The sequence below is a fragment of the Candidatus Delongbacteria bacterium genome (assembly GCA_041675285.1).
In the GTDB taxonomy this organism is placed as follows: domain Bacteria; phylum CAIWAD01; class CAIWAD01; order CAIWAD01; family CAIWAD01; genus CAIWAD01.
Window position 1 is genome coordinate 103,221 of record JBAYTZ010000010.1, and the last position, 16,528, is coordinate 119,748.

Consider the following 16,528-nt stretch of genomic DNA (forward strand, 5'->3'; position numbering starts at 1 on the left):
GAAACAGCGGCCCGGAGCACCGGCGCTCGCCGGCCCGGGCTTGAGGGAAGGGTTTGATGATGACGTTGCTCCTCCGTTTGATGAGCCGGAATTTCGACGACCTGCGCATCCGCCAGAAGCTGTTCCGGATCAACCTGTTGCTCCTGGGCATGACGGCCGTCTTCATGGTGGTCTTCTTTCCGGCCGTGCAGCGCTGGCAGTTGGAGAAACAGGCCCACGGCCAGCTGGAGATCGTCACGCGCATGCTGGCCCAGGGCGTGGAAACGGGCCTGGTCTTCGGGGACAGCAGCGCCGTGATGGAGCGGCTGGGCAGCCTCGAAGCCGCCGAGTCCATCCACGCCACGGCGGTCTTCCAGGCGGACGGCACGCCCTTCGCCGTGTACAAGCGGGCGGGCGACGACTTCGACCCCAGCGCCCTGCGGGGCGCCCTGGATGCGCCGCTGAGTCCCGCGGAACCCTTCGTGGTGCTGGAGCGGCCCGGCCACAACATCTCGGTGATGGCCCTGTTCAGCGAGGGCCAGCCCCTGGGCCGCGTGGTGCTCGAGCAGTCCAGCGAGGACATGGCCCGGGACATCCTGCTGCTCCGGGCGGTCACGCTCTTCGTGGCCCTCTGCGGGATGACCGTGGGCATGCTCCTGTTCGCGCTGATCATCCGGCGCATCGTCCGGCCGCTGCAGGAGCTGGATGCCGCGGCGCGCCGCGTGGTGGAGGGGGATTTCAGCGTGGAGGCCCAGGTCCAAAGCCGGGACGAGATCGGCCAGCTGGCGGAGACCTTCAACCTCATGCTGGGCAAGATCCGCGGTTCCATGCAAAGCCTGGAGGAGCAGCAGGCCTACCTCAACCGCAGCGTGGAGGTCCTGCTGGGTGCCATGCAGCGCTTCGCCGAGGGCGACCTGACGCAGCACCTGCAGGCCGAGCGCGAGGACGCCATCGGCCGCTTGACCCAGGGCTTCAACACCACGGTGGGCAGGCTGCGCGAATTGATGAAGGGGCTGGCCGGCGACGGGGAGACCCTGGCTGGCGCGGCCACGGATCTGACCCGGGTTTCGACCAAGATGCTGGGGGAGGCGCGGGCCAGCGCCCAGCGGGCCGGCCAGATGGCCGGACAGACCCAAATGGTGGACCAGCACATCCAGAGCGTGGCCACGGCCACCGAGGAGATGGGCGCCTCCATCAACGAAATCGCCCGCAGCTCCACGGACGCGGCCAACACGGCCGCCAGCGCCGTCCAGCTGGCCGACCAGGCCAACGTCACCGTGGACAAGCTGGGCGAGAGCAGCCGCGAGATCGGCGAGGTAGTGAAGGTGATCACCTCCATCGCCGAGCAGACCAACCTGCTGGCCTTGAACGCGACCATCGAGGCCGCCCGGGCCGGCGACGCGGGCCGGGGCTTCGCCGTGGTGGCCAACGAGGTGAAGGAACTGGCCAAGGAGACCGCCCGGGCCACGGAGGCCATCGGCTCGCGCATCGCCGTGATCCAGCAGGACACGGCCCAGGCGGTGGCGGCCATCGCCCGCATCAACGAGGCCATCACGCGGGTGAGTTCGATCCAGACCACCATCGCCGGCGCGGTGGAGGAACAGGCCGTGACCACCTCGGAGATCAACCAAAGCCTGACCAGCGCGGCGGACGGCTCGCGCTCCATCGCCACCGGCGTGGACGTGGTGGTCCAGGGGGCCGAGGGCACCACGGCGGGCGCCCAGGAACTGCAGGACGCGGCCACGCGCCTGGGCCGGATCTCGGCGGGCCTGACGGAGGCCGTCCGGCGCTTCCGGATCTGAGCGCTCCGCCAACATTCGAGGCAGTCGGCGCCCGGCCGCTCCCCTGGGGAGTCACAGGCCGGGCGTCTTTATGTCAGCCCAGCCGGGCCTCCAGCTGGAAGCCGATGTCCGGTGGCAGGTCGTGGTGGGTGACCAACCGGATCCGCGTCTCCCCCAGCGCCAGGGCGCGGACGCCGCGTCGCTCCCACTCCGCCAGCAGGTGTTTCGTCAGCGCGGGCTCGCCCGTGTGCAACAGCACCATGTTGCTCTCGGGCTCCTGCACGACGACGGATTCGTCCAGCAGGCAGCGCAGGGTCAGGGCCACCTGGCGCGCCCGCTCGTGGTCCTCGGCCAGACGCGGCAGCCAGTGGTCCAGCGCGTAGAGTCCCGCCGCGGCCAGCACGCCGGCCTGGCGCATGCCGCCGCCCAGCATCTTGCGCAGCCGCCGGGCCCCGTCGATCCGCTCCCGGTCCCCCACCAGCAGGCTGCCCACCGGGCAGCCCAGGCCTTTGGCAAGGCTGCAGCTGAGAGTGTCCGCCAGCGCGCCGTACTCGCTCAGCGCCAGGTTCGCGGCCACGGCCGCGTTCCAGATCCGCGCCCCGTCCAGGTGCAGGGCCAGGCCGCGCTCCCGACAGATGCCCCGCAGGCGGGTCAGCACGTCCACAGGCACCACGCGGCCGCCGGCCAGGTTGGCCGTGTTCTCCACGATGGCCAGCCGGGTGCGGGGAAAGTGCACGTTGTCCGCGCGGATGGCCCCGTCCAGCGCCTCCGGCGTGAGCCAGCCCTCCGGACAATCCACCACCCACGGCAGCACGTTCATCAACGCGGACATGCCACCCGCCTCGTGGAAGAAGGTGTGGGTGCGCCGCTCCAGCACGGCCTCCTCGCCGCGGGCGCAGTGCAGGCCCACGGCGATCAGGTTGGACATGGTGCCGCTGGGCGTGAGCAGGGCCGCCTCGTGCCCGAACAGCGCGGCCACCCGCTCCTCCAGCCGGCGGACGGTGGGGTCCTCGCCGAAGACGTCGTCGCCCACCTCGGCGGCGGCCATGGCGCGCCGCATGCCCTCATCCGGCCGGGTCAGCGTGTCCGAGCGGAAGTCCAGTGTCTCCATCCGTTTCTCCTTGACCGGCCGGGCCGCGCCCGGCGCTGAACCAGGCTATTCCTGGCAGCCCGGGCACCACCAGCTGCCGCGCTGGGCCTGGGTCTCGCGTTGCACCACGGCGCCGCAGCGCGGGCAGGCCGCCCCGGCGCGGCCGTAGACCTGCAGCATCCGGCCGAAGGAGCCCTCCAGCCCGCGGCTGTCCTGGAAGTCCGAGAAGGTGGTGCCGCAGTTCTCGATGGCCAGGCGCAGGATGCGCCGCATCTCCCGGTGCAGGAGCCGCCACTGCGCCGGCTCCAGGCTGCCCGCCGCGCGCCAGGGCGAGAGGCGGCAGGCGTGCAGGATCTCGCAGACGTAGATGTTGCCCAGCCCGCAGACGCGCTTTTGGTCCAGCAGCCAGCTCTTGAGCGGGGCGCGGGCCGCGCGGGCCAGCTCCGCCAGGGCGGTGGGCGTGCAGGCGGGGTCGAAGGGATCCAGCCCCGGCGGGGCCAGTTCGGCGGGCCGGGTAAGCCAATCCACCGTGCCGAAGCGGCGCGTGTCCGCGAACAGCAGCCGGCCCCGGTCCAGCTCCAGGCAGAGGCGGGCGGGAGCGGGCTCGGCTGCGCCCTCCTCCACCAGCAGCAGGCGTCCGGTCATGCGCAGGTGCACGGCCAGCCAGCCCCGGACGGACCCTTCGTCCTCCAGCGGCAGGATCACGCGCTTGCCACTGCGCCGGATCCGCCCCAACCGGGCGCCGCCCAGGCTGCCGGCCAAGGACTCCAGGTGGGCCAGCTTGGGGTCCCGCACCTGCAGGCCGCGCAGGATCCGGCCGGGCAGGACCCGGTCCAGCTGTCGCGCGACGGTCTCGACTTCGGGCAACTCGGGCACGGCGACCTCAGCGGCCCAGCCGGGCGCGCAGGCTGGCCAGCACGGCCTCGGCGTGGCCCTTGACCTTGACGTCCGTCCAGACCTCGGCCAGCCGGCCCGCGGGGTCCACCAGCCACGTGCTGCGCTTGACGCCCTGGTACTCGCGTCCCATGAACTTCTTCAGGCCCCAGGCGCCCCAGGGCTCCAGCAGGACGTGCTCCGGGTCGCTGAGCAAACGCAGCCCCAGGCCCTGCCCGTCGATGAACTTGCGGTGGCTGGCGGGCTTGTCCGGACTGACGCCCACGACCTCGGCCCCCAGGGCCCGGAACTCCTCCAGCAGGCCGCTGAAGTCCCGCGCCTCCTGCGTACAGCCGGGGGTGTTGTCCTTGGGGTAGGCGTAGCAGACCCACCAGCGGCCGCGAAAGTCCTCCGGCCGCAGCGGCAGCTGACCTTCGTCCTCCAGCAGGAATCCAGGCACGGGTTCACCGGGCGTCAAGGCCATTTTCTTTCCCTTCCACTTGAGATCCGGCTGCAACTTGTCGATTCATGCAGCGTGAAGCGAGAAGCCGCGCGGCGCCCTTCCCCGGCGCCGGGCCTGATTCCCAACGAGGGGGGAGGCGCATGTTGGATCGGATGCAATTCCACCGGGCCATCCTGGACCACCTGATGGAACCCGTCCTGGCCAGCGACGCCACCGGCATGGTGCAGTACATGAATCCCGCGGCCGAGCGCCTGATCGGCTGGCCGCTCTGGGAGGCGGTGAGCCAGCCCGTGCAGGAGATCCTGGACCCGGAAGGCGTGCTGGCGGACACCGTCTGGCAGGAACTCCTCCACTCCGGCGAGTGCCTGGTCAACCAGCCCTGCCGCCTGCGGGCCCGCTGGGGGGAGACCCTGGAGCGCCGGGTCAGCGTTTCGCCGCTCTATCAGGGGAGTTTCCGCTGCGGCACAGTCTTCGTGTTCCACGAGGATCGGGGTGACAGCGCGTCTTCCACCTGATTCACTCCGCCCCCACCCCGCCGACGCCGATCCATCCCTTGGCTCTGTGCCTCTGTGACTCTGTGGTGAGCCATTCCTCTCATCAGCCCCGGGCGGCCGTCAGCAGCCGCTCGGCCAGCACCAGGGCGTCCACCGGCCAGCAGGCCCGGGGCCGCGGATGCTCCACCTCCGCCAATCCCGGCAACGGCCGACAGGCCATCAGGCGCAGACGCCAGCGGGCCGGCAGCGCGTCCAGGCCGTGGACGGCCCCCAGCAGCGCGCCCGCGATGGCCGCGTTGGTGTCCGTGTCGCCGCCGCGCCCCACCGTGTCCACCAGGGCCTCCTCCAGGCTGGGGGCGTGCAGCAGCTGCCAGACTGCGTTCTGGAAGGCCACCAGCACCCACCCCATCTGGGAGTGGTAGTCCGCGGGCGGCGCCGTGCGAGCCGCGCGCAGGACCTCCAGGAGCGAGGTGTCCACGCCCAGCGCGGCGGCGCGGCCCAGCAGGCCGGCGTAGATCCGCTCCGGCCCGTGGCCCCGGCTCACGGCGGAGGCGACGGCCCCGGCGAACAGCGCCGAGGCCTGGCGGCAGACCGGATGCGGATGGGTCAGGCCCGCGTCCTGGGAGGCCCACTCTTCGGCCCGCTCCCGCGGCTGTCCCGCCACGAAGATGCCCAGCGGCGCGACGCGCATCAGGGCCCCGTTGGCCTGGCTCTGGGCGTCGGGACGCGCCGTCAGCCCCAGCCGCGTGGTGGTTCCCACGTCGAAGGGGCCCGAGTGCAGCCAGCTGCGGTAGGATTCCAGCACAGCCTCGGGTGTGAAGACGCCGTCCCGCACCAGGGTGCGCGCCAGGTGCAGGGCCATCTCGCCGTCGTCAGTGGGCTGGCCGGCCAGCGTGTTCCACTGGCCGCCGTCCTCCAGCTCGCGCAGGCCCGCGGGGAAGTTCTCGCGGATCCAGGCCGGGTCGCGGAACTCCACCAGCCCGCCCAGCGAGTCCCCGGCCAGCAGCCCCAGCAGGCAGCCCTGGGCGCGCCGCAGGCGGCCCCAGTCCGGACGCACGGCCCGCGCCACGGGGAAGGCCAGGTCCAGACCCGCTTCCGCCGGGGTCCGCGCGCCCACGCCGCTCCAGTCCCGGGCGGCCAGCTCGCGCACCAGGGCGGGCGCCCCACCAAAGGCCCGGCCGTCGTTGTTGCAGCTCCCGTCCGCCCCGTAGCGGATGGGTTCCCCGGCGCCGTTCACCAGCTCCCCGCCCACCGCCAGCAGCAGGGCGTGCCCGCCGGCCAGATCCCAGGATTCCGGCCCGCCCAGCGAGACCGTCACGTCGCCCTCGCCTGCGGCCACCAGGGCCATGCGCAGCGCGATGCTGGGCAGGGTCACGTAGCGCAGCGGCGCCACGGCCTGGGCGTTGGCCAGCGAGTTCTTGCGGTCGGCCTCGTGGGAGACCAGGGCCAGCGCGCCCTCCCCACCGGCGGGCCACTCCCGGCTCGTCTCCACGCCGTTGCGCAGCAGGGGTCCGCCGGCCCGCCAGGCCAGCTGCTCGCCCACCCCCTCCGGTCCGTCCCAGGCCATGACGACGCCCAGCACGGGTCGCCCCTCCTCCACCAGCCCGATGGAGACCGCCGAGCCGCGGCAGCCCTTCAGGTAGGGCGAGGTGCCGTCGTTGGGATCCACGATCCACAGGTGGCCGCCCACGCGCGGCCCGTCCCCGAGCACGCGGGCGTGCAGCTCCTCGCCCAGGCAGCCGTCCCCCGGGCAATGCCGGCCCAGGATCTCCTGGATGCGCGCCTCCACCTCCTCGTCCACGTCGGCGTGGCTGCCCGCGCCCCGCGGCCCGCCCGGGCGATGGTACTCCACCCAGAGCTGGCGCGCCGCCTCCGTGGCGGCCTCGCGGGCCGCCGCCAGGCGGACCTCCAGTTCACGTGCGCTAAGGGACATGGAAACTCCCGAACTGGTCGCGGGCCCGTAGCTGTGGCGGCTGGGCCTGAAGTGATGGACACAAAAGCGAGTGCCGGTGCGGTCGCGTGTGACAAAAAAGGCCGGCCCGCAGGCCGGCCTCATCCGGGTTCATGGAGACGGAGGGAGTTGAACCCTCGTCCGAAACAGCGCTTCCCTGGGCTTCTACATGTGTAGATCGTTGTTTGATCTTGGGACGCCGACGCGAACGATCACGCTGCGGCGCCCCCAGGTTGAAAGATCTCGCCCCGCCGACTCAACCACATCCTTGGGGCCAGCTCACAAGATGACGAAGGGTCCCTGGGCCGTGAGCAGGCTCAGGGTCTTCGGCTGCCTAGTTACTAGGCGGCGAGAGCGTAATCGTTGCCGATTATGTTGTTGCCGAAACTTTTAACGTGGGGCTCCGGCGCGTCCACGACATGCAGCCCGGGGTCCCGACCATCCCGTCGAATCCCACGAACGTCCCCGAATGGCCGGCAACATAGGGAATCCGCCGCTAACCGACCGGCATTTGCTTGCATCATCCGGACCCGGCGCTCATCTTGCTGCGGCACGCCATTCCAGGGAGTCCCCGCATGAACCGCACCCACCCCGTTTTTCCGCACTCATGGTCCCACCGAATCCTGGTGCCGGCGCGAACCCGGGGCTGGCTGGTCCTCCTGCTGGCGCTCTGGGGCACGGCCCGGGCCGGCGTGCTGGACGATTGGGAGCGCGCCCTGGCCGACCTGCGCGAGCCCGTCCGGGCCCGGCGCGCCCCGGTGCAGGATCTGGTCCTCCCCTTCCAGTTGGGAACCCTGGCCTGGGAGCGCGGCGTCTGCCGCGTGCTGCCGCTGCTGGTGGACGGCGACAGCCTCTTCGTGGTGGAGCTGAGCGGCCGGGGCCGGCTGGACCCGGCGCAGCCCGGTGAGCTGGAAACCCTGGCCGCCCGGGCCGCCCTGGGACGGCACGCGGAGGACAAGCGGCTGCGGCAGGTCAGCTGGCTCTGCGCGGAGCTGCCGCCCCAGCTGGCCACGCTGGACTGGCGCCCGCTCAAGCCCCGCCTGCCCTTTCTAGCCTTGCCTGGATTCGACGTGCAGCGGGCCCTGGGACGGCTTCATCCGGATCATCCGCTGCTGCACGCCCCCGTCGGCACGGAGCCAGGCTGGCTGCTGGCCGAGCCCGACGGCCTGCTCTGGGAGCGGCAGGGGGACGCCGCCCGCTGGCAGCGCTCGCTGCACTCGGGCAGCAGCCTGCATGTGCCCCTGAGCGGCGTTCTGCGCTGCCGGGGAGATTCCCTGGCCCCGCCCCGGGACCCCGCCTGGCTGCCGCCCACCCTGGCCACGCCCGCGCTGGCCGTGGACAGTCTGGTCCTGGAGCTGGAGCGGCGGGGCGGCCGCCTGCACTGGACACTGGAGCTGATCGGACCGCCGCGGGTGGAACCGCTCTGGCTGTTGCTGGACCCGGCGGCCCGCCTGACGACGGCCGAGTGGTCGCTGCCCGACGGCACGCGCCGGCCCGCCGCCCACAACCGGCGCGCCGGCTCGGCCAACCCCGGCCCCTGGCTGCTGCTGGAAGCTCTGCCGGGGGCCACCCTCCTGCGCCTGCAGGGCGACAGCCCGGCCGCGCTGGTGACGGCCGAGGCGCCGGGCTCCCGCCACGCCGTGCGCGGCAACTGGTTTCCCCGCCTGCCCTGGTGGGAAGCCGCCCGGCCCGCTCGGCTGCTGGATCCCGGCCACCTGCTGCCCGCCTGGCCGGACAGCCTGGCGCCCGCGCCGACCCGGCTGGACGCCCTGGCTCCCCAGCGCCTGCTGCCCGAGACCCGCGACCTGCTGCCGCTGGGCGGCGGCGCGGCCCTCTGCTGGACGCCCCTGCGCCAGCGGGCGGCCTTTCAGGTGCCGCAGCCGGCCCGCGTGCGCCGCCAGACCGCCGGGATCGAGAACCTGGACCTACCGCGGGAGCGCGAGGTGCGCACGCCGGGGCACGAGGACCCCGCCGAACCCGTGGACCTCAGCCAGGGGCAGGACACGCTCAGCCTGGGCATCCTGGGCGAGGAGCAGGTGCTGACGGAGCTGGCGGACGCCGCCGCGCGGCTGGAAGCCTGGCTGGGGCCGGCGCCGGAGCCCGTCCTGCTGCTGGAGCGCACGGGGAATCCGGCCGACCGCCGCGAGGAGGAGGATCAGCTGCTGGGCCATGATCTGGCCCCGGACGAGCCGCTGGAGATTGGCGCGCGCGAGCTGCGCGAGGCCACGGCGGAGGCCCGTCTGGCGCGGCTGGAGATCCTCTGCCGCGGCTGGTGGCGGCCGGGACCGGCGGAGGCCGCGGCCTCGCCGCGCTGGATCCGCCACGGCGCGGCCCGGGCCTGCGCCCTGCTGCTGCTGGAGGAGCGTCAGGGGGCGCCGCGGGCGCGCCGCCTGCGCCAGGCGGCCCTCAACCGGCAACTCTCGCTCTTCCGTCCCAACGCGTTCGCCAGTCTGCCCGCGCTGGGCGAGCGGGCCGAGGGCGGCTGGCACTCGGCCGAGACCCAGGACCTGCTGGCCTGGCGCTTCGCCCTGCTGCTGGAGCACCTGCGCTGGCGGCTGCGCGATCCGCGGAGCCTGGAGGACGGCGCCTACCGGCTCTGCCTGCGCGAACTGGCGCTGCGCCTGCGCGAGCCCCTCAGTCCGCGCGAGCCGCTGCAGGAAGTGAAACGCGCGCTGGCCGATTTCCTGGTGGCCAACGATCTGCTGGAGAGCAGCGGCTTCGGCGACGCCCGCGCCCTCTGGGCCTGGCTGGACGGGCAGTGGCGCGAGTCCGTCGTGCCGGAGATCCGCGTGCGCACGGGCCGGGTGGAGACGGCGGAAGGCCCGCGGCTGGCCCTGCGCGTGGGCTGGAGCGCGCCCCCGGCGCCCTCCACCGTGCTGCCCGTGCTGACCCGCACAGCCCAGGGCTTCACGGCCTACAGCCTGCGGGCCACGGCGCAGGAGGAACAGTTCGTGCTGCCCCTGGACCCGGCGGAGCTGACGGGCCTGGAGGTGGCGCCCGGCGCCTCGCTGGTGGCGCGGATCAAGCTGGACTGAGTGGAATCGACCGCCGTGTTACACGGCCCGCAACCTGGAAGGCGCGACATGAGACGTCATCACCCGCTGCCGGCCTTCGCCGCCCTGGCGGCCCTGGCCTTGGTCGCGCCCGCCCGGGCCGTGGAGATCGTCGGCACGCTGCCCGGCGTGGACGTGCGGGTCGTGGGCTGGCAGGCCGGCGCACCCTGTCTGCTGGGCGAAGGGGACCTGCGCTGGCTGGGCCAGGATCCCTTGGGCGGCCTGCTTATGGAACAGCGGCAGGAAGTGGAGGCCGAAAGCGTGGAGCTGGCGGCGGGCAGCCGGCTGAATGCCGTGTTGACCGGGCCGGGAATGCTGCGTGTGCGTGAGCGCGGCGGGGAGACTCCCGTGGCCCTGCAGGCGGGTTTCCAAGCGCTGGCCCAGGAAGGCGACCTGCTGGTGGCCGCCACGCACAGCATGCTCTGGCACGGGCGTCTGGACCTGGCGGATCCGGGTCTGATGCCGTGGTCAGGCGGCCTGCCCCACACACCGACAGCCCTCTGCGTCACGGGTGGCGCGTGGTGGACGGACGCCGACAGCCTGCGCGGCGTGGATCTGGGCAATCCGCCCCAGCCGCTGGGCCGCGCGGCGCTGCCCGGCGTGTCGCGGCTGGCGGGCGGCGGCGGGCGGCTGGCCGCCTGCCTGGGCGACGACGGACTGCGCGCCGTGAACGTGGACGAGCCCTCTTCTCCCACGGTTGGGCCGGCTTGGTCCGCGGGCCTGCCCGTGTACGATGCTGCGGTCTGGCGCGACGGCCTCTTCGTGCTGGCTTGCGGGGACAGCGGGCTGGCGCTGGCGGACCTGTCCGACGTCAACCAGCCCCTGTTGCTGAGCCGCTGGCGCACGGTGGAATCCGCCCGGCGCCTGACTCTGCGGAACGACAGCCTGCTGGTGGCCGAGGGGGCCGCTGGTGTCAGCCTGCACGTGCTGCGCCAGGAGGCCGGCGCCCCGCGCCTGGACCTGCTGGCCCGCCACGCCACGCGGCCCCGCCTGCTCTCCATTCCCCATGTGGATCCCCACGAACCGTCCTTCTGGTGCCTGGACGGGGGCCAGGGCTTCCGACGCATTCACTGGGACTGGAGTTGGGGTTGGGATCCCGGGCCCATCGAGACCGCTGACGTGGCGCTGCCCCTGCCCGTGGACGGCGGCGACATCGCCTGGCGCCATTGGAACGAGCAACCGCTCCTGTTCGCCGGCTGCCGCTACGGCGCGGGCCTGCGCTTCTACGAGGAGACGGACGGCGGCGTGCAGCTGCGCGGCATCCATCCCACCGACCCCGTCAAGCTGTTGGCCTGGGGCCCCGACGACCTCATCGCCTACGTCACGCCCGACGCCTTCGTGGCCCTCAAGCAGGCCAACCGCAACCCGTGGTTCCTGCTGCACCACGGCACCATTCCCCTGGCTGCCGAGCCGCTCTGCGCCGAGTGGGCGGGCCGCCACCTGCTGGTGGGCTGCGCCGACGGCCGCCTCTTCGACGTGGACGCCACGAACCTGGGCCAGCCCGTCCTGGCAGGCGTGCTCCAGCTGGGCGGGCCGGTGCTCGACCTCTCCGCCTGTTCCTGGGGCGACGGGGTGGCGGCGGCAGCGGGCGCGCTCTATTGGCTGCAACCCGACGCCGCCGGCGCCTATGAGGTGACGGACTCCGTCTGGCGCGCGGGCGTCGTCAGCACCTGCTCCACCACCGGCTACGGCGTGGCGGCGACGCGCGACCCCCACGAGGTCTTCGAGTTCATGGATCACTCAGGTTCGCTGAGCTGTTGGGGAGAGGTGCCGCTGCCCGCCGCCCCGCTGGCCGTGGCCCGCTGCCTCAGCACGGGCAGTTGCGGACACGCCCTGCTGGGCCTGGAGAACGGCGACCTGCTGCGCCTGGAGGTGGTCTGGGAGATCGGCGTCGACCCAGGCCCCCAGCGGCCCGGCAGATTGGAGTTGGTGGCCGCGCCCAATCCCTTCAACCCGGCGACGCAGCTCGCCTTCACCCTGGAGCGGGCCGCGCCCACCGCCCGCCTGACCGTGCACGACGTGGCGGGCCGCGAGCGCTGGCGCCGCGAGCTGGGGCCCCTGGCCGCCGGGACGCACCGCCAGCAGCTGGGCGCGGAGGGCTGGCCCAGCGGCCTGTATTTCGCCCGGCTGGAGCTTGGGGATCGCAGCGCAAGCCGCAAATTGTTGCTGGTGCGTTGACGGGTCCGGGACCGCGCGCTGCGTGACACACAACCCGCCCGGCCCGCGGCCGGAGCGAGGAGACCCATGGAGCTGCCCTTTCCCCTGCTCTGGAAGCTGTTGGTCAGCGTGGTGGGCATGTTCTGGTTCGGATACGGCCGCCGGAAGAAAGAGTGGGTGCCCACCATCGGCGGCGTGGCCCTGATGCTGATGCCCTACTTCGTCCCCAACGCGCTGCTGCTGGTGGCGATCAGCCTGCTGCTGGGGGCAGTGGCCTGGAAACTCGAGCATTGACCCGGCCGCTTCGGCCGAAACCGGAGGTCTCATGAGCGACGACACCATCCACGTCGAAGTCTCCCGCGGCGAGGCCTGCCGCTCGCGTTGGAACCGCGGCGGCGGCGCGGCCAAGGCGGGCATCGGCCTGGGCACGGCCCTGGCGGTGACCATCTCCTGGAGCCTGAACAAGTCCCTGCTCTGGGCCATCCTGCACGGCATCTTCTCCTGGTTCTACGTGATCTATTACGCCATCTGGCTGACTCCCTGAACCCCGCGCGACTCGACGCACCGCCCTGCGCCGGCGGCCGGGATTCCCCGGTCCACCCGCCTCGTCCCGTGCCCGGATCGCCGTCCTGAGCCGCCATTCGCGTGCGATCTGATTGCTTTGAAAGGGGAAAAGCGACTTCTTGTGGCGTCCCAGCCGCGTCGCAAGGATTTGGCAGCCATCGCCCACCGCTTTTCAGAAGCCGCGGCTCGCGGCCTTCCGCGGTTTCCTTTTGCCACGCCGGGCGACCGAGGCCTGCGCCTGCGCCGGGCCGCTCCCGAACCCGCTCACAACGCATCAAACATGGGCAAGGAGGACACGAAGCGTGAACGCAAGAGCCTGGACCCGACTACTCCTGATGGGCGCCAGTCCCGCGCTGGCGCTGGCCAGCGAAGCGGACCTGATGGTGCCCGACCTGAGCGGCCACACCTACCTGGGCGGCATCAGCGGAACGGGCCTGCTGGGCCTGGGCCTGATCATCTGCGCCCTGGGCTGCCTGTTCGGCTGGTTCGTCTACAACCAGTTGAAGAGCATGCCCGTGCACTCCTCGATGAAGGAGATCTCGGAGCTGATCTACGAGACCTGCAAGACCTACCTGGTGACGCAGGGCAAGTTCATCATGCTGCTCTGGGGCTTCATCGGCGCGATCATCGCCGTCTACTTCGGCGCGCTCAATCCCATCGGTGACACATCGGGCGAAGTCCTGCGCAACGTGATCATCATCCTGGCCTTCAGCCTGGTGGGCATCGCCGGCTCTTACGGCGTGGCCTGGTTCGGCATCCGCGTGAACACCTTCGCCAACAGCCGCACGGCCTTCGCCAGCCTGAAGGGCAAGCCCTATCCCGTCTACGCCATTCCGCTGAAGGCCGGCATCTCCATCGGCACGCTGCTGATCTCCATCGAACTGCTGATCATGCTCGCCATCCTGCTCTTCGTGCCCGGGCACCTGGCCGGCGTCTGCTTCATCGGCTTCGCCATCGGCGAGTCCCTGGGCGCGGCCGCGCTGCGCATCGCGGGCGGCATCTTCACCAAGATCGCCGACATCGGCAGCGACCTGATGAAGATCGTCTTCAAGATCAAGGAGGACGACGCGCGCAACCCGGGCGTGATCGCCGACTGCACGGGCGACAACGCGGGCGACAGCGTGGGCCCCACGGCCGACGGCTTCGAGACCTACGGCGTCACCGGCGTGGCGCTGATCTCCTTCATCCTGCTGGCCGTGCAGGAGACCTTCCGCGTCGATCTGCTGGTCTGGATCTTCGCCATGCGCGTGATGATGATCATCACCAGCGTGGCCTCGTACTACATCAACGAGACGGTCGCCAAGGCCCGCTACGGCGAGGCCAAGAAGATGGACTTCGAGGCGCCGCTCACCAGCCTGGTCTGGCTGACCTCCGCCATCTCCATCGGCATGACCTACCTGATCAGCTACCTGCTGATCGCCTCCCTGGGCGACGGCACGCTCTGGTGGAAGCTGGCCACCATCATCACCTGCGGCACCCTGGCGGGCGCCATCATCCCCGAGTTGGTCAAGGTCTTCACCTCCACCTCGTCGGCCCACGTGAAGGAAGTGGTCAAGTCCGCCGAAGAGGGCGGCGCCAGCCTGGGCATCCTCTCGGGCTTCGTGGCGGGCAACTTCAGCGCGTACTGGCTGGGCCTGGCCATCCTGATCCTGATGGGCGCGGCCTACGCCGTGGCCTCCACGGGTCTGGCAGCCATCATGGTGGCCCCGGCGATCTTCGCCTTCGGTCTGGTGGCCTTCGGCTTCCTGGGCATGGGCCCGGTGACCATTGCCGTGGATTCCTACGGCCCGGTGACAGACAACGCCCAGTCGGTCTACGAGCTCTCAACCATCGAAACCATCCCGGGCATCGAAGCCAACATCCAAAAGGACTTCGGCTTCAAGCCGGACTTCGAGGTGGCCAAGGACTTCCTCGAGGAGAACGACGGCGCGGGCAACACCTTCAAGGCCACGGCCAAGCCCGTGCTCATTGGCACCGCCGTGGTGGGCGCCACGACCCTGATCTTCTCGATCATCGTGCTGCTGGCCCGCAAAGTGACGGGTCTGCCGGAGGGGATGGACATCACCCAGGAAGCGCTGGACAGCGTGGCCGGGATGTTCTCGCTCTTGAACGCGCCCTTCCTGCTGGGTCTGGTGATGGGCGGCGCCGTGATCTACTGGTTCACGGGGGCCAGCACCCAGGCCGTCTCCACGGGCGCCTACCGCGCGGTGGAGTTCATCAAGCGCAACATCAAGCTGGACACCGGGGCCACCAAGGCCAACGTGGAGGACTCCAAGAAGGTGGTGGCCATCTGCACGCAGTACGCGCAGAAGGGCATGTTCAACATCTTCCTGACGGTCTTCTTCTCCACCCTGGCCTTCGCCTGCCTGGACGAGTACTTCTTCATCGGCTACCTGATTTCCATCGCCCTGTTCGGCCTCTACCAAGCCATCTTCATGGCCAATGCCGGCGGCGCCTGGGACAACGCCAAGAAGATCGTCGAGACCGACATGAAGGCCAAGGGCACGCCCCTGCACGACGCCGTCGTGATCGGTGACACAGTGGGCGACCCCTTCAAGGACACGTCCTCCGTGGCCATGAACCCGGTGATCAAGTTCACCACCCTCTTCGGTCTGCTGGCCGTGGAGTTGGCGATCAATCTCGGCCAGGGGCTGCGCTTCAGCCTGGCGGCGATCTTCTTCGCCATCTCGCTGGTCTTCGTCTGGCGCAGTTTCTACAAGATGCGCATCGGCAGCTGAGTCTTCGACAAGGGGGGCCGAAAGGCCCCCTTTCTTTTTCCCAGACCTGTCATCCCGGCAGCTCGGGCAGCTGCTTCCCCCTTCAGCGGGAAGGTCGGGATGGGGGACGGCCGGTCAGGATTCTCGCAAGCCGTCATCCCCCGGCTTGACCGGGGGATCCCATGGCAAAATGACTGTCATCCCAGCGAAAGCTGGGATCCCGTGGCTCGTCCCGGTGACTTGCCGGGAGCCTTGTTTTCCACCTTTCTGCTGGCGCCAGAAAGGTGGAACCAAAGAGGCGCTCTTTTCAGCGGCCGTAACTAGCCCGCCTCGCGGCGGGCGTCGGACAGACGGCCGAACCATGTGAGTCCTGGTCCGATTGTAGTTGGTTCGTCCTTCGGACTACACCCATTCATTGGTTCAGGCCTGAAGGCCTTCACCACACGTGACACGATTTGTCTTCGAGACTTCGTGCACATAGTGGACCATAGGACGATCTGGATCCGACCAAGGCCAAATCCAAAACCCTGTGCCACTGTGCCACTGTGCTTCTGTGGTGAATCAACTCACCCGTGCTGCCTCTGCGTCCCTGTGTTGAAGGCGCCGAGCATCCTTATGTTGCCGCCGATTCATCCACCATTTTCAGTTGAAGGACGCGACCATGAGCCTCGTCGAGACCTTGCTGCCCGAGTTCGAGCACGAGATGGCCAGCACGCGCCGCATGCTGGAGCGCCTGCCGGAGGACAAGCTGGACTGGCGGCCACACCCCAAGTCCTGGACGTTGGCCGAGCTGGCCACGCACATCCTGAGCATTCCGCTCTGGGGCGGGACCATCTTCAACACCGAATCCTTCGCCCTGCCTGCCGACGGCGGCCCCCGGAACGTGGCCCTGACGAGCGTGGCCGAGGCCTTGGAGCGGTTCGACGCCAACGTGGGTGCCCTGCGCACGGCCCTCAGCGCACAGAGCGACGAACAGCTCCGCACCAGCTGGACGCTGAGCATGGGCGAGCGGATCATCTTCACGCAGCCGCGACAGCAAGCCTGGCGCGGGATGATCCTCAGCCACCTGATTCACCACCGGGGACAGCTCAGCGTGTACCTGCGCATGACGGATGCGCCGCTGCCCAGCATCTACGGCCCCAGCGCCGACGAGCGTGTCTAACGGACTCACCACAGGGGCACAGAGACACAGCCAGGTAGTGAACGAGTATTCTTCGTCTGCGAATCCAATCCAAATGCTGCTTCGACTGTGCCTCTGTGTCTCTGTGGTGAAGCATCTTTCGGTCGCTGCCATCCACCCAGGTTTATGTTCAGCCACGGGCGGTCAGCCACGGGCGGTCAGCCACGGGCGGTCAGACCGGCGGCCTTCACCTCACGTGACACAGTTCGTCTTTGAGTCTTCCATA

12 protein-coding genes and 1 other RNA gene are annotated in these 16,528 nt (G+C 70.5%); 8 read left to right on the plus strand and 5 right to left on the minus strand.

Going from position 1 to position 16,528, the window contains the following annotated elements; genetic code table 11:
• Window positions 1-56: 56 nt before the first annotated feature.
• Window positions 57-1,781 (plus strand): methyl-accepting chemotaxis protein, encoded by a 1,725-nt coding sequence (locus tag WC326_11130; protein ID MFA7331612.1) that lies wholly within the window; start codon window positions 57-59, stop codon window positions 1,779-1,781.
• A 73-nt stretch (window positions 1,782-1,854) separates the two neighbouring features.
• Here WC326_11130 and WC326_11135 read toward each other — a convergent pair whose 3' ends face one another.
• Genes WC326_11135 through WC326_11145 form a run of 3 tightly spaced genes read right to left on the minus strand, consistent with a single transcriptional unit; the run spans window position 1,855 to window position 4,207 of the window.
• Window positions 1,855-2,871 carry a GntG family PLP-dependent aldolase gene (locus WC326_11135; protein MFA7331613.1) on the minus strand — a complete coding sequence of 339 codons (1,017 nt, stop codon included), beginning with the start codon at window positions 2,869-2,871 and terminating at the stop codon, window positions 1,855-1,857.
• Between the two features lie 45 nt (window positions 2,872-2,916).
• Window positions 2,917-3,726: a bifunctional DNA-formamidopyrimidine glycosylase/DNA-(apurinic or apyrimidinic site) lyase gene (mutM, locus tag WC326_11140; GenBank protein MFA7331614.1), complete on the minus strand. Its 810-nt coding sequence runs from the start codon at window positions 3,724-3,726 to the stop codon at window positions 2,917-2,919.
• Window positions 3,727-3,733: 7 nt separating this feature from the next.
• Window positions 3,734-4,207, minus strand: coding sequence for a peroxiredoxin (locus WC326_11145; protein MFA7331615.1), 474 nt, complete (start codon window positions 4,205-4,207; stop codon window positions 3,734-3,736).
• Window positions 4,208-4,326: 119 nt separating this feature from the next.
• On the opposite strand from WC326_11145, the gene WC326_11150 reads away from it, so the two are divergent.
• Window positions 4,327-4,701 carry a PAS domain-containing protein gene (locus tag WC326_11150; protein MFA7331616.1) on the plus strand — a complete coding sequence of 125 codons (375 nt, stop codon included), beginning with the start codon at window positions 4,327-4,329 and terminating at the stop codon, window positions 4,699-4,701.
• Window positions 4,702-4,783: 82 nt separating this feature from the next.
• On the opposite strand, the gene WC326_11155 is transcribed toward WC326_11150, so the two are convergent.
• A complete protein-coding gene (locus WC326_11155) occupies window positions 4,784-6,613 on the minus strand; it encodes an inositol monophosphatase family protein (protein MFA7331617.1) in 1,830 nt (609 codons plus the stop codon).
• Window positions 6,614-6,742: 129 nt separating this feature from the next.
• Window positions 6,743-7,098: a transfer-messenger RNA gene (gene ssrA, locus WC326_11160) on the minus strand.
• Window positions 7,099-7,206: 108 nt separating this feature from the next.
• Here ssrA and WC326_11165 point away from each other — a divergent pair.
• The 6 genes from WC326_11165 (at window position 7,207) to WC326_11190 (ending at window position 16,284) form a co-directional block, all read left to right on the plus strand.
• On the plus strand, window positions 7,207-9,666 hold the full coding sequence (locus WC326_11165; GenBank protein ID MFA7331618.1) for a hypothetical protein: 2,460 nt from the start codon (window positions 7,207-7,209) through the stop codon (window positions 9,664-9,666).
• A 48-nt stretch (window positions 9,667-9,714) separates the two neighbouring features.
• The gene (locus WC326_11170; protein MFA7331619.1) at window positions 9,715-11,862 is read left to right on the plus strand and encodes a hypothetical protein; all 2,148 of its coding nucleotides are present in this window, start codon (window positions 9,715-9,717) and stop codon (window positions 11,860-11,862) included.
• Between the two features lie 66 nt (window positions 11,863-11,928).
• The gene (locus WC326_11175) at window positions 11,929-12,135 is read left to right on the plus strand and encodes a hypothetical protein (protein MFA7331620.1); all 207 of its coding nucleotides are present in this window, start codon (window positions 11,929-11,931) and stop codon (window positions 12,133-12,135) included.
• Between the two features lie 31 nt (window positions 12,136-12,166).
• Window positions 12,167-12,385: a hypothetical protein gene (locus WC326_11180; protein ID MFA7331621.1), complete on the plus strand. Its 219-nt coding sequence runs from the start codon at window positions 12,167-12,169 to the stop codon at window positions 12,383-12,385.
• 355 nt (window positions 12,386-12,740) lie between these two features.
• Window positions 12,741-15,143: a sodium-translocating pyrophosphatase gene (locus tag WC326_11185; protein ID MFA7331622.1), complete on the plus strand. Its 2,403-nt coding sequence runs from the start codon at window positions 12,741-12,743 to the stop codon at window positions 15,141-15,143.
• A gap of 640 nt (window positions 15,144-15,783) precedes the next feature.
• Complete coding sequence (locus tag WC326_11190; protein ID MFA7331623.1) at window positions 15,784-16,284, plus strand: DinB family protein; 501 nt, start codon at window positions 15,784-15,786, stop codon at window positions 16,282-16,284.
• Window positions 16,285-16,528: the final 244 nt, after the last annotated feature.

Excerpts from the sequence above, each read along its gene's own strand:
- WC326_11130 (MFA7331612.1), top strand. The coding sequence starts at position 57 with ATGATGACGTTGCTCCTCCGTTTGATGAGCCGGAATTTCGACGACCTG.
- WC326_11135 (MFA7331613.1), bottom strand. The coding sequence starts at position 2,871 with ATGGAGACACTGGACTTCCGCTCGGACACGCTGACCCGGCCGGATGAG.
- WC326_11145 (MFA7331615.1), bottom strand. The coding sequence starts at position 4,207 with ATGGCCTTGACGCCCGGTGAACCCGTGCCTGGATTCCTGCTGGAGGAC.
- WC326_11150 (MFA7331616.1), top strand. The coding sequence starts at position 4,327 with ATGTTGGATCGGATGCAATTCCACCGGGCCATCCTGGACCACCTGATG.
- WC326_11155 (MFA7331617.1), bottom strand. The coding sequence starts at position 6,613 with ATGTCCCTTAGCGCACGTGAACTGGAGGTCCGCCTGGCGGCGGCCCGC.
- WC326_11165 (MFA7331618.1), top strand. The coding sequence starts at position 7,207 with ATGAACCGCACCCACCCCGTTTTTCCGCACTCATGGTCCCACCGAATC.
- WC326_11170 (MFA7331619.1), top strand. The coding sequence starts at position 9,715 with ATGAGACGTCATCACCCGCTGCCGGCCTTCGCCGCCCTGGCGGCCCTG.
- WC326_11175 (MFA7331620.1), top strand. The coding sequence starts at position 11,929 with ATGGAGCTGCCCTTTCCCCTGCTCTGGAAGCTGTTGGTCAGCGTGGTG.
- WC326_11180 (MFA7331621.1), top strand. The coding sequence starts at position 12,167 with ATGAGCGACGACACCATCCACGTCGAAGTCTCCCGCGGCGAGGCCTGC.
- WC326_11185 (MFA7331622.1), top strand. The coding sequence starts at position 12,741 with ATGGGCGCCAGTCCCGCGCTGGCGCTGGCCAGCGAAGCGGACCTGATG.
- WC326_11190 (MFA7331623.1), top strand. The coding sequence starts at position 15,784 with ATGAGCCTCGTCGAGACCTTGCTGCCCGAGTTCGAGCACGAGATGGCC.